This window comes from Pseudomonas sp. 478 (genome assembly GCF_003254125.1).
Classification (GTDB): domain Bacteria; phylum Pseudomonadota; class Gammaproteobacteria; order Pseudomonadales; family Pseudomonadaceae; genus Aquipseudomonas.
Genome location: NZ_QKZG01000005.1, coordinates 217,323 through 234,158, shown reverse-complemented (window position 1 = coordinate 234,158; position 16,836 = coordinate 217,323). Strand labels below are relative to the sequence as shown.

General features: G+C 59.3%; 17 protein-coding genes. 3 read left to right on the top strand and 14 right to left on the bottom strand.

Features of this window, described 5'->3' with window-relative positions:
* Positions 1-13: 13 nt before the first annotated feature.
* From DFS28_RS12860 to DFS28_RS12835, 6 genes are all read right to left on the bottom strand, one after another.
* Positions 14-481, bottom strand: coding sequence for a hypothetical protein (locus DFS28_RS12860; RefSeq protein WP_132834034.1), 468 nt, complete (start codon positions 479-481; stop codon positions 14-16).
* A 171-nt stretch (positions 482-652) separates the two neighbouring features.
* A complete protein-coding gene (locus DFS28_RS12855) occupies positions 653-1,270 on the bottom strand; it encodes a LysE family translocator (protein ID WP_111450090.1) in 618 nt (205 codons plus the stop codon).
* A gap of 51 nt (positions 1,271-1,321) precedes the next feature.
* On the bottom strand, positions 1,322-2,161 hold the full coding sequence (locus DFS28_RS12850; RefSeq protein WP_111450089.1) for an AraC family transcriptional regulator: 840 nt from the start codon (positions 2,159-2,161) through the stop codon (positions 1,322-1,324).
* Positions 2,162-2,237: 76 nt separating this feature from the next.
* Entirely contained in the window at positions 2,238-2,879 is a 642-nt protein-coding gene (locus tag DFS28_RS12845; RefSeq protein WP_111450088.1) for a DUF1345 domain-containing protein, read from the bottom strand.
* A gap of 177 nt (positions 2,880-3,056) precedes the next feature.
* Entirely contained in the window at positions 3,057-6,155 is a 3,099-nt protein-coding gene (locus DFS28_RS12840) for an efflux RND transporter permease subunit (protein ID WP_111450087.1), read from the bottom strand.
* A 15-nt stretch (positions 6,156-6,170) separates the two neighbouring features.
* On the bottom strand, positions 6,171-7,328 hold the full coding sequence (locus tag DFS28_RS12835; protein WP_111450086.1) for an efflux RND transporter periplasmic adaptor subunit: 1,158 nt from the start codon (positions 7,326-7,328) through the stop codon (positions 6,171-6,173).
* A gap of 276 nt (positions 7,329-7,604) precedes the next feature.
* On the opposite strand from DFS28_RS12835, the gene DFS28_RS12830 reads away from it, so the two are divergent.
* Positions 7,605-8,306, top strand: coding sequence for a response regulator transcription factor (locus DFS28_RS12830; RefSeq protein WP_111450085.1), 702 nt, complete (start codon positions 7,605-7,607; stop codon positions 8,304-8,306).
* A gap of 4 nt (positions 8,307-8,310) precedes the next feature.
* A complete protein-coding gene (locus tag DFS28_RS12825; RefSeq protein ID WP_111450084.1) occupies positions 8,311-9,612 on the top strand; it encodes an ATP-binding protein in 1,302 nt (433 codons plus the stop codon).
* Positions 9,613-9,677: 65 nt separating this feature from the next.
* Here DFS28_RS12825 and DFS28_RS12820 read toward each other — a convergent pair whose 3' ends face one another.
* From DFS28_RS12820 to DFS28_RS12790, 7 genes are all read right to left on the bottom strand, one after another.
* Positions 9,678-10,454, bottom strand: a complete 777-nt coding sequence (locus DFS28_RS12820; protein WP_111450083.1) for an anti-sigma factor — start codon at positions 10,452-10,454, stop codon at positions 9,678-9,680.
* Positions 10,451-10,948: a sigma-70 family RNA polymerase sigma factor gene (locus DFS28_RS12815; protein WP_218281367.1), complete on the bottom strand. Its 498-nt coding sequence runs from the start codon at positions 10,946-10,948 to the stop codon at positions 10,451-10,453. The genes DFS28_RS12820 and DFS28_RS12815 overlap by 4 nt, the downstream gene beginning before the upstream one ends.
* A 54-nt stretch (positions 10,949-11,002) precedes the next feature.
* The gene (locus DFS28_RS12810) at positions 11,003-11,539 is read right to left on the bottom strand and encodes a tetratricopeptide repeat protein (protein ID WP_111450081.1); all 537 of its coding nucleotides are present in this window, start codon (positions 11,537-11,539) and stop codon (positions 11,003-11,005) included.
* Between the two features lie 171 nt (positions 11,540-11,710).
* Positions 11,711-12,664 (bottom strand): D-2-hydroxyacid dehydrogenase family protein, encoded by a 954-nt coding sequence (locus DFS28_RS12805; protein ID WP_111450080.1) that lies wholly within the window; start codon positions 12,662-12,664, stop codon positions 11,711-11,713.
* Between the two features lie 13 nt (positions 12,665-12,677).
* The gene (locus DFS28_RS12800; RefSeq protein WP_111450079.1) at positions 12,678-13,703 is read right to left on the bottom strand and encodes an alpha/beta fold hydrolase; all 1,026 of its coding nucleotides are present in this window, start codon (positions 13,701-13,703) and stop codon (positions 12,678-12,680) included.
* A gap of 85 nt (positions 13,704-13,788) precedes the next feature.
* The gene (locus DFS28_RS12795) at positions 13,789-14,223 is read right to left on the bottom strand and encodes a YqaA family protein (RefSeq protein ID WP_111450078.1); all 435 of its coding nucleotides are present in this window, start codon (positions 14,221-14,223) and stop codon (positions 13,789-13,791) included.
* Positions 14,223-14,669 (bottom strand): DUF411 domain-containing protein, encoded by a 447-nt coding sequence (locus DFS28_RS12790; RefSeq protein ID WP_033055117.1) that lies wholly within the window; start codon positions 14,667-14,669, stop codon positions 14,223-14,225. The genes DFS28_RS12795 and DFS28_RS12790 overlap by 1 nt, the downstream gene beginning before the upstream one ends.
* A gap of 506 nt (positions 14,670-15,175) precedes the next feature.
* On the opposite strand from DFS28_RS12790, the gene DFS28_RS12785 reads away from it, so the two are divergent.
* Entirely contained in the window at positions 15,176-15,706 is a 531-nt protein-coding gene (locus DFS28_RS12785; RefSeq protein WP_111450077.1) for a hypothetical protein, read from the top strand.
* 49 nt (positions 15,707-15,755) lie between these two features.
* On the opposite strand, the gene DFS28_RS12780 is transcribed toward DFS28_RS12785, so the two are convergent.
* Positions 15,756-16,751, bottom strand: coding sequence for an aldo/keto reductase (locus DFS28_RS12780; RefSeq protein ID WP_111450076.1), 996 nt, complete (start codon positions 16,749-16,751; stop codon positions 15,756-15,758).
* Positions 16,752-16,836: the final 85 nt, after the last annotated feature.

Here is a 16,836-nt window from a genome sequence, read left to right as displayed (position 1 = left end):
GCTCCGGTCTTGTTCAGCCCTGCTTTCCAGACACTAGAAAGTCGATGATGGCAATCGCAAATGTTCCACCGCCGTCGCTACCTGAATTGTCCATGATTGCATTCAAATTACCTGTAATTGAATTCGACTGCTCGTCGAATGAGAATTCCAAAGTGCCGCCAACGCTCTTGTGAGCAGTGGGGTTTTCGGGGTCGGAGTAATTGACATAATCAACAAAAATGTTTTTGTTCATTCTGGCTAACTGATGCTCTCCGCCTTCCAGGTTAGCAGGGATGTAAATGCTTATCTGCTTATAAGTAAGGTCGCTCGCTCTATGGTGCACGCGAACCACCAAGCGATCACCAATTGGATCAGGATGAGGCTCCATTAGCAGATTAAAATAGTTTGCTTTATAAACTATTCCATCCACTGTTCCTTCGAATCGGCTTTCCTGGTTGTTTCTGACTCTGGGTGAGAATACACGTTGCGCTGTTGCGGTCATGATGGGAATCTCCAATTTAGATAGAAGTTATCCTGAAGCGCTGGGTGCCTTGTAACTGGCATGATCATGGAAGCGCAATATAGGTGACCTGTAAACTGTCAAGACTGACAGTTTACATAGCCTTGTTAATGTGTTTTTTATTTGGCGGTTCAAAGCGAAAGGAAGATTTTATTAACCCATCCATGCACTTAGCCACGTCGAGCCCGCCAGCAGTAACCCCATGGACCGATTAAAGTTTCGCAGGGTTCTGGTCGACCGAAGCCATTGATTGACACTAGATCCCAGTACTGCCCAGATCGTCATACAAGGCAGAGCCGTACCGAAAAACGCCAAACTTAAAAAGGCGACGTGATTCGCCCGATGGGCACCATTGTCGGCAAACACGCTGACGACGGCCATGGCCATCATCCAGGTTTTTGGGTTTATCCATTGCAGGCCTGCGGCGGTCAAAAGGCCCGGACGTTTTTGATTGCCGGATACATCGGGATCGAAGGTCTCGGTCGCAGAATGGTAAATCTGCCAGGCCAGGTAGCTCAACCAGGTAACACCTAGCCACTGCATGGCGTATTGCAGCAATGGAATCTGTTTCAGGGGTTCACCCAAACCATAACCTACTAGCAGGACGATGGCTGCAGCACTGGCGCAGGCACCGAAGATGATAGGCAAAGTAGCCTTGAAGCCATATCGGGCGCTGTTGCTCAGCACCAGAATATTGGTCGGTCCCGGCGTGATGGACGTGACGAAGGCGAACAGCAAAAACGGCAGCAGGCTGGGGAAGGTGGACAACATGATAATGGGCTCCTTGAGTAGTCACAGGAGCCGATCTTCACAGCGGGGGATTCAGGCGTCTGGAAGATTTGAGCAGCGCTTGCGATACAACGCCGGCGTCAAGCCATATGCCCGGACAAACCAGCGGCCCAGATGGCTCTGATCGGCAAACCCCAACTCCATCGCCACCGTCGCCGGTTGCTCGCCACGGGCCAGCATTCTCCGGGCGGTCGCCAGGCGCAATTGTACGAGGTAGGCGTGGGGTGCCATGCCATAAGCGGCCTTGAAGGCGCGGGTCAGGCGGAAGCGATCAACTCCGGTGACGGCGGCCAGTTGATCGAGGCCGATGTCGTATTGCGCGTTGGCGTGCAGGTACTCCCGTGCCTTCTGCGCCACCAGCGGCAGGCGCGGATCCTCGCCATAGCGGGCGCGCCAGTGCAGGTGACTGGTCAGGCGTTCGAGCAAACCGTCGAGGGCGGTCTGGCGGACGATTTTCAGCTCACCGTGATGCAGGGTTTGAAACGCCAGGCTGGTGGCGTGGGCGAGTCGCGAGTCGCTGGCCAGGGTGTTGGCGAAACTCAATTGACTGTTGTCGGGGGCGTTATCGAAGACGGTACTGAGTTCACGTTTCAGCCACTGCGGGTCGAGGTACAGCATGCGGTAGGTGAAACCGTCTTCGTTCGGTGCTTCGCCGTCGTGGATATCGCCCGGTTCGAGCAGAAACACCTTGCCCGGCGTGCTTTGGTGCTTTGCTCGCCGACAATTAAACTGCTGAACCCCTTGTTCGGTGACGCCCACCAGATAGCTGTCATGCCAGTGCGGATCGTAGGCATGGCCTTCGAAATGCGCGCGCAGGGTCTCGATGCCGGTGTCGGCGTCCTGGGCCAGATCGATCCAGTTGTGAGAAGTCATGCTGCACCTGCGAGACGGATTACCGACTTATTTAACGCCCGCGCCGAGAGTGATGACTAGAACGTTTGTGCACTGATCAGTTGAACAGTCCCGCTGCGATGTTGATCGAGAACCCCAGAATGGCCGTGTTGAACAGAAAGCCGATCAGCGTCTGCGCCAGGACAATCTTGCGCAAATCCCGAGTCGCCACGCCGACATCGGACGTCTGGACTGCCGCGCTGATGGTGAAAGAGAAATACAGGAAGTCCCAGTAGTTGGGCGTTGTCAGACCTTCAGCAAAACGTAGCGCAGGGTCTTTGCCCGTCCAGGTGTAGAACAGACGGGCGTAGTGCACGCTGAAAATCACCCCGATCAGCAGCCATGAACCGATCACGGTCAATGCCGTAAAGCCGTAGTGCAACAGTTTGCGGGTGGTTTCCAGCTCCCTGCTCCCGGCCAGTTCAAAGGCGATGGTCGCCAGGCTCGCTATCGCGGCGATGCATACAACAAACAGCACCAGCCCGGCATTTTCGTCTTCGACCTCGGCAATGCGTTTCACATCCGGCGCTTTGGCGCGCGCGGTGAGCCAGAGCATCAGGATCAGGTAAGCCCAGACGCCGGCGTTCCAGCCGAAGAGGATTTTGCTGATGATCGAGTCGGCCGGCGCCAGAATGCCCACGGCAATGCCAAGTGTGGCGGCGGAGGAGAGACGAGGGTGGGTGCGGGCGAGGAAGGGCATGTGAACTCGATGGGCCTGGGTATGTAAACACCTTAGCCCAGCGCAGTCCTGAAACCAATGAGATCAAAATGTGGGAGCGGGCTTGCTCGCGAAGGCGGATAGTCAGTCAACATTGATGTTGAATGTGATGGCCCCTTCGCGAGCAAGCCCGCTCCCACATTCGAAATGTCTTGTTGGTTAGATATCCTTATGTCTTTTGCGCACCAATTTCATCACCACCAAAAAAAACACCGGCACAAACACCACCGCCAGCGTCGCCGTAATCATCCCGCCAATCACCCCGGTGCCGATGGCTTGCTGGCTCGCCGAACTGGCCCCGGTGGCAATCGCCAACGGGACCACACCCAGAATGAACGCCAGCGACGTCATCACAATTGGCCGCAGTCGCAGGCGCGCAGCTTGCAGCGTGGCGTCGATCAGGTCATGGCCTTCGTCGTACAGACTCTTGGCGAATTCGATGATCAGGATCGCGTTCTTCGCCGACAGCCCGATGATAGTGATCATTCCAACCTTGAAGAACACGTCGTTGGGCATCCCGCGAAAAGTCACGGCCAGCACCGCGCCGAGCACGCCAAGCGGCACCACCAGCAGCACCGAGGTCGGAATCGACCAGCTCTCATACAACGCGGCCAGACACAGGAACACGATCAGCAGCGACAAACCGAGCAGGATCGGAGCCTGGCTGCCGGACAAGCGTTCCTGCAATGACAACCCGGTCCATTCCTGCCCCAACCCCGCCGGCCCTTGCGCCACCAGACGCTCGATTTCCGCCATGGCTTCGCCGGTGCTGTGACCGGGCGACGGTTCACCGGAAATGCTGATCGCCGGGTAGCCGTTGTAGCGAGTCAATTGCGCCGGGCCCTGGGTCCACTTGGCCTGGACGAAGGCCGACAACGGCACCATTTCCCCGGTGCTGTTGCGCACGTGAATCTTCAGCAGATCGGCGACCTGACTGCGATGATTGCCTTCAGCCTGCACCACCACCCGCTGCATCCGCCCTTGATTGGGGAAGTCGTTGATGTAGGCCGAGCCGACGGCGGTGGACAGCACGTTGCCAATGTCGGCAAAGGACACGCCCAGCGCGTTGGCCTGTTTGCGGTCGACTTCCAGTTGCACCTGCGGCGCTTCGGCCAGGGCGCTTTCGCGCACGTTCATCAGGATCGGACTTTTCTCGGCGGCAGCGAGCAACTCACTACGCGCCTGCATCAGCGTGGCATGGCCGAGACCTCCACGGTCCTGCAAGCGGAATTCGAAACCGCTGGAGGTACCAAGGCCATCCACCGGCGGCGGCAGTACCGCAAACGCTACGGCGTCCTTGATCTGGCTCAACGCGATGTTGGCGCGATCGGCAATGGAACTGGCCGAGTCGTCGCTGCCCCGATCAGACCAGTCCTTGAGGGTAGTAAACGCCAACGCGGCGTTCTGCCCGCTACCGGAGAAGCTGAAACCGAGAATCACCGTGCTGTCGCCGACGCCGGGTTCAGTGGCGTTGTGGGCTTCGATCTGCTCGACCACCTGCACCGTGCGGTTTTTGCTTGCACCCGGCGGCAGCTGAATGTCGGTGATGGTGTAACCCTGATCCTCCACCGGCAGGAACGAGGAGGGCAGTCGACTGAAGCACACGCCCAATCCGATCAGCAGCACGCCGTAGATCAGCAGGTAACGGCCCGTGCGTTTCAGCGCATAGGCGACCCAGCCCTGATAACGCTCGGTCAGTTGCTCGAAACGCCGGTTGAACCAGCCAAAGAACCCGCGCTTCTCATGGTGTTCGCCCTTGGCAATCGGCTTGAGCAGCGTCGCGCACAACGCCGGGGTCAAGGTTAGGGCGAGGAACGCCGAGAACAGAATCGACGTCGCCATCGACAACGAGAATTGCCGGTAAATCACTCCGACCGACCCTTGCATGAACGCCATCGGAATGAACACCGCGACCAGCACCAGGGTGATGCCGATGATCGCCCCGGTGATCTGCTTCATCGCCTTGCGCGTGGCCTCTTTGGGCGACAGGCCTTCGGTGGCCATGATTCGCTCGACGTTCTCCACCACCACAATCGCGTCATCCACCAGGATGCCGATCGCCAGCACCATGCCGAACATGGTCAGCACATTGATCGAAAACCCCAGCGCCAACATGGTCGCAAAGGTGCCCATCAGCGCCACCGGCACCACCAGGGTCGGGATCAGCGTGTAGCGGATGTTTTGCAGGAACAGGAACATCACGGCGAACACCAGCAACATCGCCTCGCCAAGGGTGTAAACCACTTTGGTGATCGAGACTTTGACGAAGGGCGAGGTGTCGTACGGAATCTTGTATTCCACGCCAGCCGGGAAGTAGCGCGCCAGTTCGTCCATCTTTGCCCGCACCAACGTGGCAGTGCTCAAGGCATTGGCGCCCGGTGCCAGTTGCACACTGACGGCGGTCGACGGTTTGCCGTTGAGGCGAGTGGAGAACTGATATTCCTGACTGCCGATCTCGACACGCGCCACGTCTTTGATGCGCACTGTTGAGCCATCGGGATTGGCTTTCAGAACGATGTCGGCGAATTCTTCCGGCGTCGACAACTGGCCTTTGACCAGAATGGTCGCGGTGATTTCCTGGGTGGTGCGGGTCGGCAAATCGCCGATGCTGCCGGCAGAGACTTGAGCGTTCTGCGCGACGATGGCAGCGTTGACGTCGGCTGGCGTCAGGTTGAAACCGATCAGTTTCTGCGGGTCAATCCAGATCCGCATGGCCCGTTCGGCGCCATACAACTGCGCCTTGCCGACGCCGTCCAGACGCTTGATCTCGTTCATCACGTTGCGCGCCAGGTAATCGCTGAGCGCCACGTCGTCGAGCTTGCCGTCGCTGGAGGTGAGGGTGATCAGCAGCAGGAAGCCGGCGGAAACTTTCTCCACCTGCAAGCCCTGCTGCGTCACCGCTTGAGGCAGACGCGACTCGACCACTTTCAGGCGGTTTTGCACATCGACCTGCGCCATTTCCGGGTCCGTGCCCGGCTGGAACGTGGCGGTGATGGTGGCGCTGCCGAGGCTGCTCTGGGATTCGAAATACAGCAGATGGTCAGCGCCGTTGAGTTCTTCCTCGATCAGGCTGACCACGCTTTCGTCCACGGTTTGCGCCGAAGCGCCGGGGTACACGGCATAGATTTCGACTTTCGGCGGCGCGACGTTGGGGTATTGCGCCACCGGCAACTGTGGAATGGCCAGGGCGCCGGCCAACAGGATGAACAGGGCAACCACCCAGGCGAATACCGGGCGATCGATAAAGAACTGCGGCATAAAGAAGCGTCCTGCTTACTGACCAGAAGCCTGGGCAAGTGGAAGAGGGGTGTCGTCGATCTGCACTTTTTCGCCGGGACGGGCGTGCTGCAGGCCTTCGGTGACGATGCGGTCGCCGGGCTTGAGGCCGCTGGTGACAATCCAGCGATCGTTCTGCACGGCGCCCAATTCGACCGGTTGCTGGCCGACCCGCTGCTCGGCGTCGAGCAACAGCACTTGGGCGATGCCGGCACTGTCACGCTGAATGGCCCGTTGCGGCACGCTGATGCCTTGTTGATTGACCGCTTGCTCCAGACGCACGCGCACGAAGCTGCCCGGCAGCAAGTCGAGGTCCGGGTTGGGGAATTCGCTGCGCAGAATGATCTGACCGGTGCCGGGGTCGACGGTGATGTCGGCGAACAGCAACTTGCCGGGCAACGGATAGAGACTGCCGTCGTCCTGGATCAGCGTGGCTTTGGCCTGGTCCTGACCGACCTGCTGCAACTGGCCGGAACGGAACGCCCGGCGCAGGTCGTTGAGTTCGCGGGTCGATTGGGTGAGGTCGGCGTGGATCGGGTTCAGTTGCTGAATCAATGCCAGCGGTGTGGTTTCGTTCTGCCCGACCAGTGCGCCTTCGGTCACCAACGCGCGGCCGATGCGCCCGGAGATCGGCGCTGTGACGGTGGCGTAACCCAGGTTGAGTTTCGCCCGTTCCACGGCGGCTTTGTTCGCGGCGACGTCGGCAGCGGTTTGATGGGCACTGGCCCGGGCGTTGTCATAGTCCTGACCGCTGATGGCATTGCCTTCGATCAACTGCGCGTAACGCTGCTCTTGCAGGCGCGCCTGGAACGCATTGGCTTCAGCTTTGCGCAGCGCCGCTTCAGCGCTGTCCAGGTCAGCCTTGAACGGCGCCGGGTCGATACGGAACAACACTTCGCCTTTTTTCACATCACTGCCTTCACGGAACGCCCGTTGCAACACCACCCCGGCAACCCGGGCGCGGACTTCGGCAATGCGGGGCGCGGCAATCCGCCCGCTCAGTTCACTGGTGATCGACAGGGGGCTGGCTTGGATGGTTTCGATGCGAACCGTGGCCAGAGGCGCCTGTTCTTCGGCCGTCGAGGCCTTGTCACAAGCGCTCAGCGTCACCGCCAGTGCAATCAGGCTGAGCCTGGCAAGCAGATTCTTTGACATGTAATACCCCAATAATGACCCCCCGCATCCTACGGGGAGGCGACGAGGGTAGCGGTGAAGCTTTGTAGGCGCTGTGTGAAATTGTGTAAGGGTTTTACTCAGGCGGGCGTGAGGGCGTATATCCTTGACGGCTTGATTACGTATGCGCCTGCCAGGCCGCCTTCGCGAGCAAGCCCGCTCCCACATTGGATCTGTGGTGTTCACAAATCCCCTGTGGGAGCGGGCTTGCTCGCGAAGAGGCCGGACCAGGCACCACTGCACTCCCTGGAAACACCCATGCCCAACATCCTCCTGGTCGAAGACGACACCGCGCTCTCCGAATTGATTGCCAGCTACCTGGAACGCAACGGCTATAGCGTCAGCGTGATCAGCCGCGGTGACCATGTGCGCGAACGTGCGCGGGTCAATCCGCCGGACCTGGTGATCCTCGACCTGATGCTGCCGGGGCTCGATGGCCTGCAAGTCTGCCGCTTGCTGCGCGCCGACTCGGCCACGTTGCCGATCCTGATGCTCACCGCCCGCGACGACAGTCACGATCAGGTGCTGGGCCTGGAAATGGGCGCCGACGACTACGTCACCAAACCCTGCGAACCGCGCGTATTGCTGGCCCGGGTGCGGACGTTGCTGCGGCGCAGCAGCCTGATTGAACCGCAGACGGCCAACGACCGTATTCTGATGGGCAATCTGTGCATCGACCTGTCCGAGCGCACCGTGACCTGGCGCGGGCAATTGGTCGAACTGTCCAGCGGTGAATACAACCTGCTGGTAGTACTCGCTCGGCATGCCGGCGAAGTGCTCAGCCGCGACCAGATTCTGCAACGCCTGCGCGGCATCGAGTTCAATGGCACCGACCGCTCGGTGGACGTGGCGATTTCCAAGCTGCGGCGCAAGTTCGACGACCACGCTGGCGAGGCGCGCAAGATCAAGACCGTGTGGGGCAAGGGTTACCTGTTCAGCCGTTCCGAGTGGGAATGCTGAGTCGATGTTCAGAATCCTGTTTCGCCTGTATCTGGTGACCATCGTTTCGTACAGCGCGGCGATCTATCTGGTGCCTGACGTGGTGATCAAGGTCTTCCAGGAACGCTTTGTCACCTACAACCTCGACTATTCCCGCGGGCTGCAAACCCTCATCGTCAAACAGTTTCACGCCGTGCCCCCGGAGCAGTGGCCGGCCTTGGCCGCGGAGATGGACAAGGAATTCCAGCCGCTGCACATCGTCCTGACCGGTAACGACGATGCCGATTTCACCGCTGATGAGCGCAAGCGTTTGCAGCGTGGCGAGAACGTCGTGCGCATTGGCGACTGGGGCTGGCGCACCCTGGCGGTGTCGCCGCTGAACGAGCGGACGGTGGTGGAGATGGTCGTACCGCCGGACCCGATGGACGTCAGCCTGTTGTACTGGAGCATCAACGTGCTGATCGGCGCGACCATGCTCGCCTGCCTGTTGCTGTGGTTGCGCCCGCACTGGCATGACCTGGAACGCCTCAAAGGCACGGCCGAACGTTTCGGCAAGGGCCACTTGAGCGAGCGCACACAGATTTCCAAAAGCTCCAACATCGGTAGCCTGGCCAACGTCTTCGACACCATGGCTGGCGATATCGAGAACCTGCTCAACCAGCAGCGAGACCTGCTCAATGCCGTCTCTCACGAATTGCGCACGCCCCTGACGCGACTGGATTTCGGTCTGGCGCTGGCGCTGTCCGACGATTTACCGGCCGCCAGTCGCGAGCGTCTGCAAGGTCTGGTCGCGCACATTCGCGAACTTGATGAGCTGGTGCTGGAGCTGTTGTCCTACAGCCGCCTGCAAAACCCGGCGCGGCTGCCGGAGCGGGTCGAGGTGTCGCTGGATGAGTTTATCGACAGCATCCTTGGCAGCGTTGACGAAGAACTTGAATCTCCAGACATCGTTATCGATGTACTCCTGCATGGACAACTTGAACGCTTCATCCTCGACCCAAGGCTGACGGCTCGCGCTATTCAAAACCTGCTACGCAATGCGATGCGCTACTGCGAAAAACGCATTCAGATTGGTGTGCAGGTGTGTGCCAAGGGGGCTGAAATCTGGGTGGACGATGACGGTATCGGTATTCCGGATGAGGAGCGGGAGCGGATTTTCGAACCGTTCTATCGGCTGGATCGCAGTCGGGATCGCGCCACGGGCGGATTTGGTCTGGGGTTGGCAATCAGTCGTCGGGCGTTGGAAACTCAGGGCGGCACGCTCACAGTCGAAGCCTCGCCGTTGGGTGGGGCACGGTTCCGTTTGTGGTTGCCCACCTCAGCCTGACGCACTCTTTGTAGCAGCTGTCGAGCCCTCTCGCCACAGGAGCTCGGTGTTAGTTGCAACGTTGTTCAGACGTTGAGACGTGAGCTCAACAATTTCGCCATGTCCTCCAGTTCCGCCACCGGGTTATGCCCGATCAACATCCAGGCATGTTGCATGTCAGCCCAATAGACAATGTTCATCTCGTACCGGCGCTCCTGGGCGAAATGCCGGCTGCCGCTGTTGGAGCGGGTGACGCACAGCGCCATGGGGCCGTGCGCCGGGTCGAGATAGGTGATTTGGGCAATGGCGACCCCGTCGTACTCGAGGATTTGCGCGCGCTTGAACTCGGAGCGTGGCAAGGCCAGTTGTGCCGGCACAAGATTCAGGCCCAGACGCGCATCGATGGTCCGTAGTTGTGCTCGTTGAGCGGCTTCGTCAGTGGGCAAGTGGTCCAGGGTTTGCGGCACGTAGAGCGACATGTACTCGGCCACCAGTGCGCGCCAGTTGTTCTTTTGCTGGCTCAACTGCCAACCGAGGAACAGCCGGTCCGCCACCACGCTACTCACCACCAATCCGGCGGCCGCTGCGAGAAACCAGCGCCGATTCATGGCCGGGCGTTCAGGTGAAGGCAAGGTGTCGAGCATCGATTGCAAGCGGTCCACGGGCGCCTGTCGGCCCAATTCATCGTAGGCCTCCTTGAATGGCAGGCTGCTGCGGGCCAGCCATTGCAGGCGCAGGTTGAGCGTCGGGTCCTCGGCAATGGCCGCGTCGATGCGGGTGCGCTGTTCGCCATCAAGCTGGTCGTCGAGGTAAGCCACCAGTTGCTCATCCGAGGGGAACGTCGGGCGGGCGTGATCGTTCATCGACGTTCTCCAGTGGAAGGATTCGGCACGGTGTGCAATGGCGGGTACTCGGCCAGTTTCGCGCGTGCCGCAGCCAGGCGGCTCATGACTGTGCCGATGGGCACGTCCAGCACCTCGGCCACTTCGCGGTAGGACAAACCTTCGACATAGGCGAGAAATACCGTTTCCCGCTGGGATTCGGGCAGGGCATCCACACGCCGGATCACCTGAGCTGCGAGGACATGGGTTTGCGCCGCATATTCACCATCGAACGACAAGGCGTTGTCGGCATCCACCAGCCCCTGTCCATGACGCACTCTTCGGGAGCGAACTTCGTTGAGCCAAATCGAATGCAGAATACTCATCAACCAGCGGTCCATGCGGGTGCCCGGGACAAACTGCCCGGCACGTTCAAGCGCCCGCACGCAGGTGGCCTGCACCAGGTCTTCGGCGACATGCCGTTGCCGGGACAGCAGCAGGCCGTAGCGCCATAAACGCGCCAGGTGCTGGCCCAGTTCTGCCCGTATTGCCTGATCGCTGGCGATGGCGACCTCCGTCTGCTCGGTGTGTCAGGTTTGCGATGAATCATTGATGGCTTCGGCCAGGTCCTGGTATTCCTCGCAGGTGGTGCTGCCGCAGATGGATTTGATCTGCTGCAACTGTTCCTGAGCGAGGTCCAGCCGACCTTTGATCACATACGCTTCGCCGAGGTATTCGCGAACTTGCGCGTAGTGCGGGTCAAGTTTGACCGATTGCAGGTAATAGCTGATGCCTTCGTCGGTACGCCCCAGTTTACGCGTGGCGTAGCCGCGATAGTTCAAAGCCTTGGCGGTGTTTGGCTGTTTGAGGGTGTCGAGCAGGGCCAGCGCTTCCTCATAGCGACCGTCCTTGGCCAGGCGATAGGCGTAATCGGTGCGGTCGGCGTCCGGGACCAGGCTGCTGGTTTGCTTGAGGCATTTTTGCGACCGGGAGTCGAAGACCTGCCCTTTGGGGCAATTGGGTTTTGCGGGGGCGTCATCGCCACCACCATTGGCGAACGCCAGCGAACTGGTCAATGCGACTGCCAGGAACAACTGGACGGTTAGTACAGAGAAACGAGTGTTCATGGGCGATGCTCCACAGGTTAGTTCTCAGGGGCGATGCAAGGTGAACACCACAGGCTGAACAATTATTCATTTGTTTCTGGCGGTCTGTGCAAGGAAGCTCAAATCGAGGGCGAAGGTTGATGCGCAGTTGAGAGCGATGATTGCGTTCCGACGAAGAACGATGAGTCGGTATCAGCTCAGTACGCGGATCGGTTTTCCCGCAGACCAGGCCTGAATGTCCTCAATCATCTGCGAGAAAAACTGGTGATAGTTCTGCTGGCTGACATACCCGACGTGGGGCGTGGCCAGCACGGTGTCCAGGGTTCTGAACGGATGATGAGGCGGCAAGGGTTCCTGCTCGAAGACATCCAGCGCAGCACCGGCCAGTCGCCGTTTCTGCAACGCCTTGATCAACGCTGCCTCATCGACTATCGGACCGCGCGCCGTGTTGACCAGCAGCGCCGAGGGCTTCATCCAGTCCAGCGCCTGGGCGTCCACCAAGCCGCGGCTACGCTCGCTGAGCACCAGATGGACAGAGAGCACATCGGCCTGTTCGAACAGTTCCTGTTTACTGACGTAGGTCACGCCGACTTCGGCTGCGCGTTCGGCGTTCAGGTTCTCGCTCCAGGCAATCACCCGCATGCCGAACACTTGACCGAACCGGGCAACGCGAGTGCCAATGCTGCCCAGACCCAGGATCGCCAGGGTCTTGCCGTGCAGGTCGCCACCCAGGCTTTGCTGCCATCCACCTGCGCGCAGAGCGTTGGCTTCGACCACCAGGTTGCGGGTCGCCGCCATGATCAGCGCCCAGGTCAGTTCCGGCGCAGCGTGCTTGTAGCTGTCAGTGCCACAAACCTGAATGCCCAGCGCAGCGGCGGCTTTCAGGTCCAGGGCGGCGTTGCGCATGCTGCCGGTGACCAGCAGCTTGAGTTTCGGTAAGCGCCGCAGCAGGTCCTCATCGAACCGGGTGCGCTCGCGCATCACGCAGATCACCTCGAACTCGCCCAGTCGTGCTGCCAGGGTTTCGTTGTCGGCAGGGTAGTCATGGATGAAGCTTACCTGGCCGATGGGGTCCAGCACCGACCAGTCCACCACGTCACGGGCCACGTCCTGCCAGTCATCAATCACCGCAATCTGCACTGCCATCAGCCTTACCTCATCAATGAACGGGGTTGGTTTTGTTCAGCCAGGCGAGCAGGGCCTGGTGGAATTGCGCCGGTTCTTCCATTTGCGGCGCGTGGCCCATGCCGGGGAATTCGACCAACATCGAGCGGGGAATCAGTTTCGCCACCTGCTTGCCGAGGACGTCGTAGTGACCGAGTTTCGCCTTAACCTCGGGTGGTGCAATGTCGCTGCCGATGGCCGTGGTGTCGGATGTACCGATCAGCAGCAGGGTCGGCATCTTCAGGTCCTTGAACTCGTAGTACACCGGTTGGGTGAAGATCATGTCGTAGATCAGCGCCGAATTCCACGCCACCTGCGTATGCCCCGGTCCTTTGTTCAGCCCGGCGAGCATGTCTACCCAACGATCGAATTCCGGCTTCCAGCGGCCGCCGTAATAGGTGTTGCGTTCATAGGTGCGGATGCCGTCGGCGGTGAGTTTCAGCTCACGCTCATACCACTGATCAACCGTGCGATAGGGCACGCCGAGGGCTTTCCAGTCTTCCAGGCCGATGGGGTTGACCAGTGCCAGTTGTTCGACTTGATCGGGGTATTGCAGCGCATAGCGAGTGGCGAGCATGCCGCCGGTGGAATGCCCGAGAACACTGGCCTTTTGAATGCCGAGGGCCTTGAGCAATTGCTGGGTGTTGGTCGCCAGTTGCTGGAAGCTGTATTGATAATGGTCGGGTTTGCTGGAGGTGCAGAAACCGATCTGATCCGGGGCGATGACGCGGTAACCGGCCTCACTCAGGGCCTTGATCGAACTGTCCCAGGTGGCACCGCAGAAATTCTTGCCGTGCATCAGCACCACGCTGCGACCGTTGGCCTTGCCGTGGGCGGCGACATCCATGTAACCCATTTGCAGGGATTTGCCTTGGGACTCAAAGGCGAAATGCTTGACAGTGTAGGGATACTCGAAACCTTGCAGCTCCGGCCCGTATTCCGGGCCTTCGGCGTGGGCGATGATAGGCAATGCAGCGGTCAGCAGCAGGCCGGGCAGCCAGCGGAAGCGGGTGAGGGACATGGGCGAACTCCATTGGAAATCGGCCGATGCTGGATCGGCGTGATTAGGGCGACATTAAACACAGGCAATCGCCGTGGATGATCGTTCAACCCATCCAGCCCACTGTGGCCATGGCCAGCACACCATAACGGGCGCCTTTGGCAAAGGTCACGATCAGCAGGAATCGCCCCAGCGGCTCGCGCATCACGCCGGCCACCAGGGTCAGCGGATCACCGATCACAGGCACCCAGCTCAGCAGCAACGACCAATGACCGTAACGCTGATAATGGACTCGGGCTTTTTCCAGATGGCGCGGGCTGACCGGAAACCAGCGCCGATCACGAAACCGCTCGATACCGCGCCCCAGCCACCAGTTCAGCAGTGACCCCAGAACATTGCCCAATGTCGCTACGGCGAGCAGCGACCAGAGCCAATACTTGCCGCTGAGCAACAGCCCCACCAATACCGCTTCGGACTGCAAGGGCAGCAGGGTGGCTGCGCCGAATGCGACGAAGAACAGCCCGATGTACGCACCGAACATCAATGGGCGGGGTAGTCCGCCACCACGACGTCAGTGCCGTCTTTTTTCAGACCGATCACTTGATACGCATCACTCATGCCGTCCATTTCCATGCCGGGTGAACCCATGGGCATGCCGGGGGCGGCAACGCCCAACAGATCGTTGCGCTTGCTCAAGGCCAGCACCTGATCGGCGGGGACATGACCTTCAACGAATTTGCCGTTGATCAAGCCGGTATGGCACGACGCCAGGCGCGGAGGCACGCCGTGCTGTTGCTTGAATTCGCTCATATTGGCTTCGACGTGATCGTCGACTTTGAAGCCGTTGGCTTCCAGATGGCTGATCCATTTTTTGCAGCAACCGCAATTGGCATCGCGGTGAACCTCGATCGGGATCAGGTCGGCGGCCTGGGCCAGGGAGGAAATGAACAGGGCGCTCAGGGCGACCAGACGCAGGTGGGTTCGCATGGGGAATCTCGTCTCGAATTGCGGCCAAAAAAATGCATTTTGACCATTTTTTTTGGCCAGGCATCCAAGGAGTGTTTCGAAGTAATACAAAGCCGGGCAGCCTTGATCATCGTAGATCAAAGCTGTCAGTCAGATGAGGCGCACATTACAAGATTGTCAGGTTGGCTGCTGAGGGCCGGGGACAGCACTCAGGGGATCGCCACGCGGTGACGGACGGTGCGCATTGAGAGGTGTCGTAATGGATACAAACTAACTAACTAACTAACAGGTTAGTAGTACATGTTTAGTGTCTGCACCACTTTCCAAATTAATGTATAGACCAATAAAACAGGGCACTTGCCCGGTTGTATCGTAAATGTACGAGAATTGTAAAAATCGGAAATAATTGTTGGTGTGGCCAGTGGCCAGGCTGATACTCGCCCGCTCTAAACCAGACTAAACAAGGAACTTTTTATGGTCGCCTCACATGGACGTCCGCATCAGTTAGCGCAATCGGGAGTTCGGTCATGACTATCGGCTATACCGGGGCCTGGACGGCCAAGGCAGGTTTGCTGGTCAAGGACACGGGCGCCGGCAAGCCTGTGACGCAAAGCGCCAGGGTCAAGCAGATGCTGGCATTGGTGGGTACCAATCCAACGTTGCTGAACACCGCGAAAATGGATGAGCAGAAACTGCACAGGAACATCAAAGGTTTCGACCCGGAAAATGTCACCGCCAAACAACTGGGCAATCTCAGCGCCTTCTTGAGAGGTAAAGGCCTGATTTCCGATATTACGTCGATGACGCTAATGAATGCCGGTGACAAGTTTGACCGGTTTGGGGTTCAGAAAGACCCGGATGCGAAATTCAACGCACTGGAGTATTTCGCCACGCAACTGGACACGATTCAGAACAACAGTATCAGGGGTGACAAGTACGCTGTCGGCCTGATCCCGGAATACAAGACGGCGATCTACGTGCTGCAAAATTTACACACTTACGGCAAGGGTAACGGCACGACGGTGCCGACCGACAAGGGCGTCAGCTCCAAGGCGTGACGCCCGATTGCCCTGGCCCACTCAACGTGTCGAATGGGCCAGGTATCGGTTACCGGTCAAGCAACTCCATGACTTCTTCCGGGTAACGTAAGCCAGCCGTGGCATTGACCGGGAATATCGCTTCCAGCGCTTGCAAGTCTTCGCCGCTGAGCTTCACATCCAGCGCGGCCACATTTTCTTCCAGGTATTTACGCTGTTTGGTTCCCGGAATCGGAATCACGTAATCGCCCTGAGCCAGTACCCATGCCAGCGCCAGTTGGCCGGCGGTCACGCCTTTTTCTGCGGCCAGGTCCTGCACTTGCCGCACCAGCAACAGGTTTTTGGCGAAATTCTCGCCTTGAAAACGCGGGCTGAAGCGCCGGTAGTCGTCTGCCGCGAAATCATCAGGGCTTTTCAGCGCGCCGGTGAGAAAGCCACGGCCCAAAGGGCTGTAGGGGACGAAGGCAACCCCCAGGCGCTGACACGCAGCCAGACAACCGTTTTCCTCCTGGTCACGGCTCCACAACGAATACTCACTTTGCAGCGCACTGATCGGATGAACCTTGTGTGCCCGCTCAAGCGTTGCGACCGAGGCCTCGCTCAACCCCAGGTACCGAACCTTACCGGCTTTCACCAGGTCGGCCATGGCACCGACGGTTTCCTCGATGGCCACCTGCGGATCGATGCGGTGCTGGTAGTACAAATCCAGGGTCTCGACACCGAGGCGCTTGAGGGTGCCGTCGATAGAGGCGCGAATGTACTCCGGTCGGCCGTTGACGCCCCGCGCTACCGGATTGCTCGGGTCGCGGACGATCCCGAATTTGCTGGCCAGAAACACCTGCTCGCGTTTGCCGACGATGGCCTTGCCGATCAGTTCTTCATTGGTGTGCGGGCCGTACATGTCGGCGGTGTCGAGCAGGTTGATCCCCAGCTCCAGCGCGCGGTGCAGAGTGGCGGTGGCTTCGCGGATGTCCACACCCGTCGTGTAGAAATCGGTCATGCCCATGCAGCCCAGACCGATCGCGCTGACCAGTGGACCGTTTTTTCCCAGTTGACGTGTTTGCATGAAATCAGCTCCCTGTGTATGTGGCGTCCATTGTTGACCTCGACAGAAGCAAGATAAACCGGCTAAAACTGCTATCACTATTCGT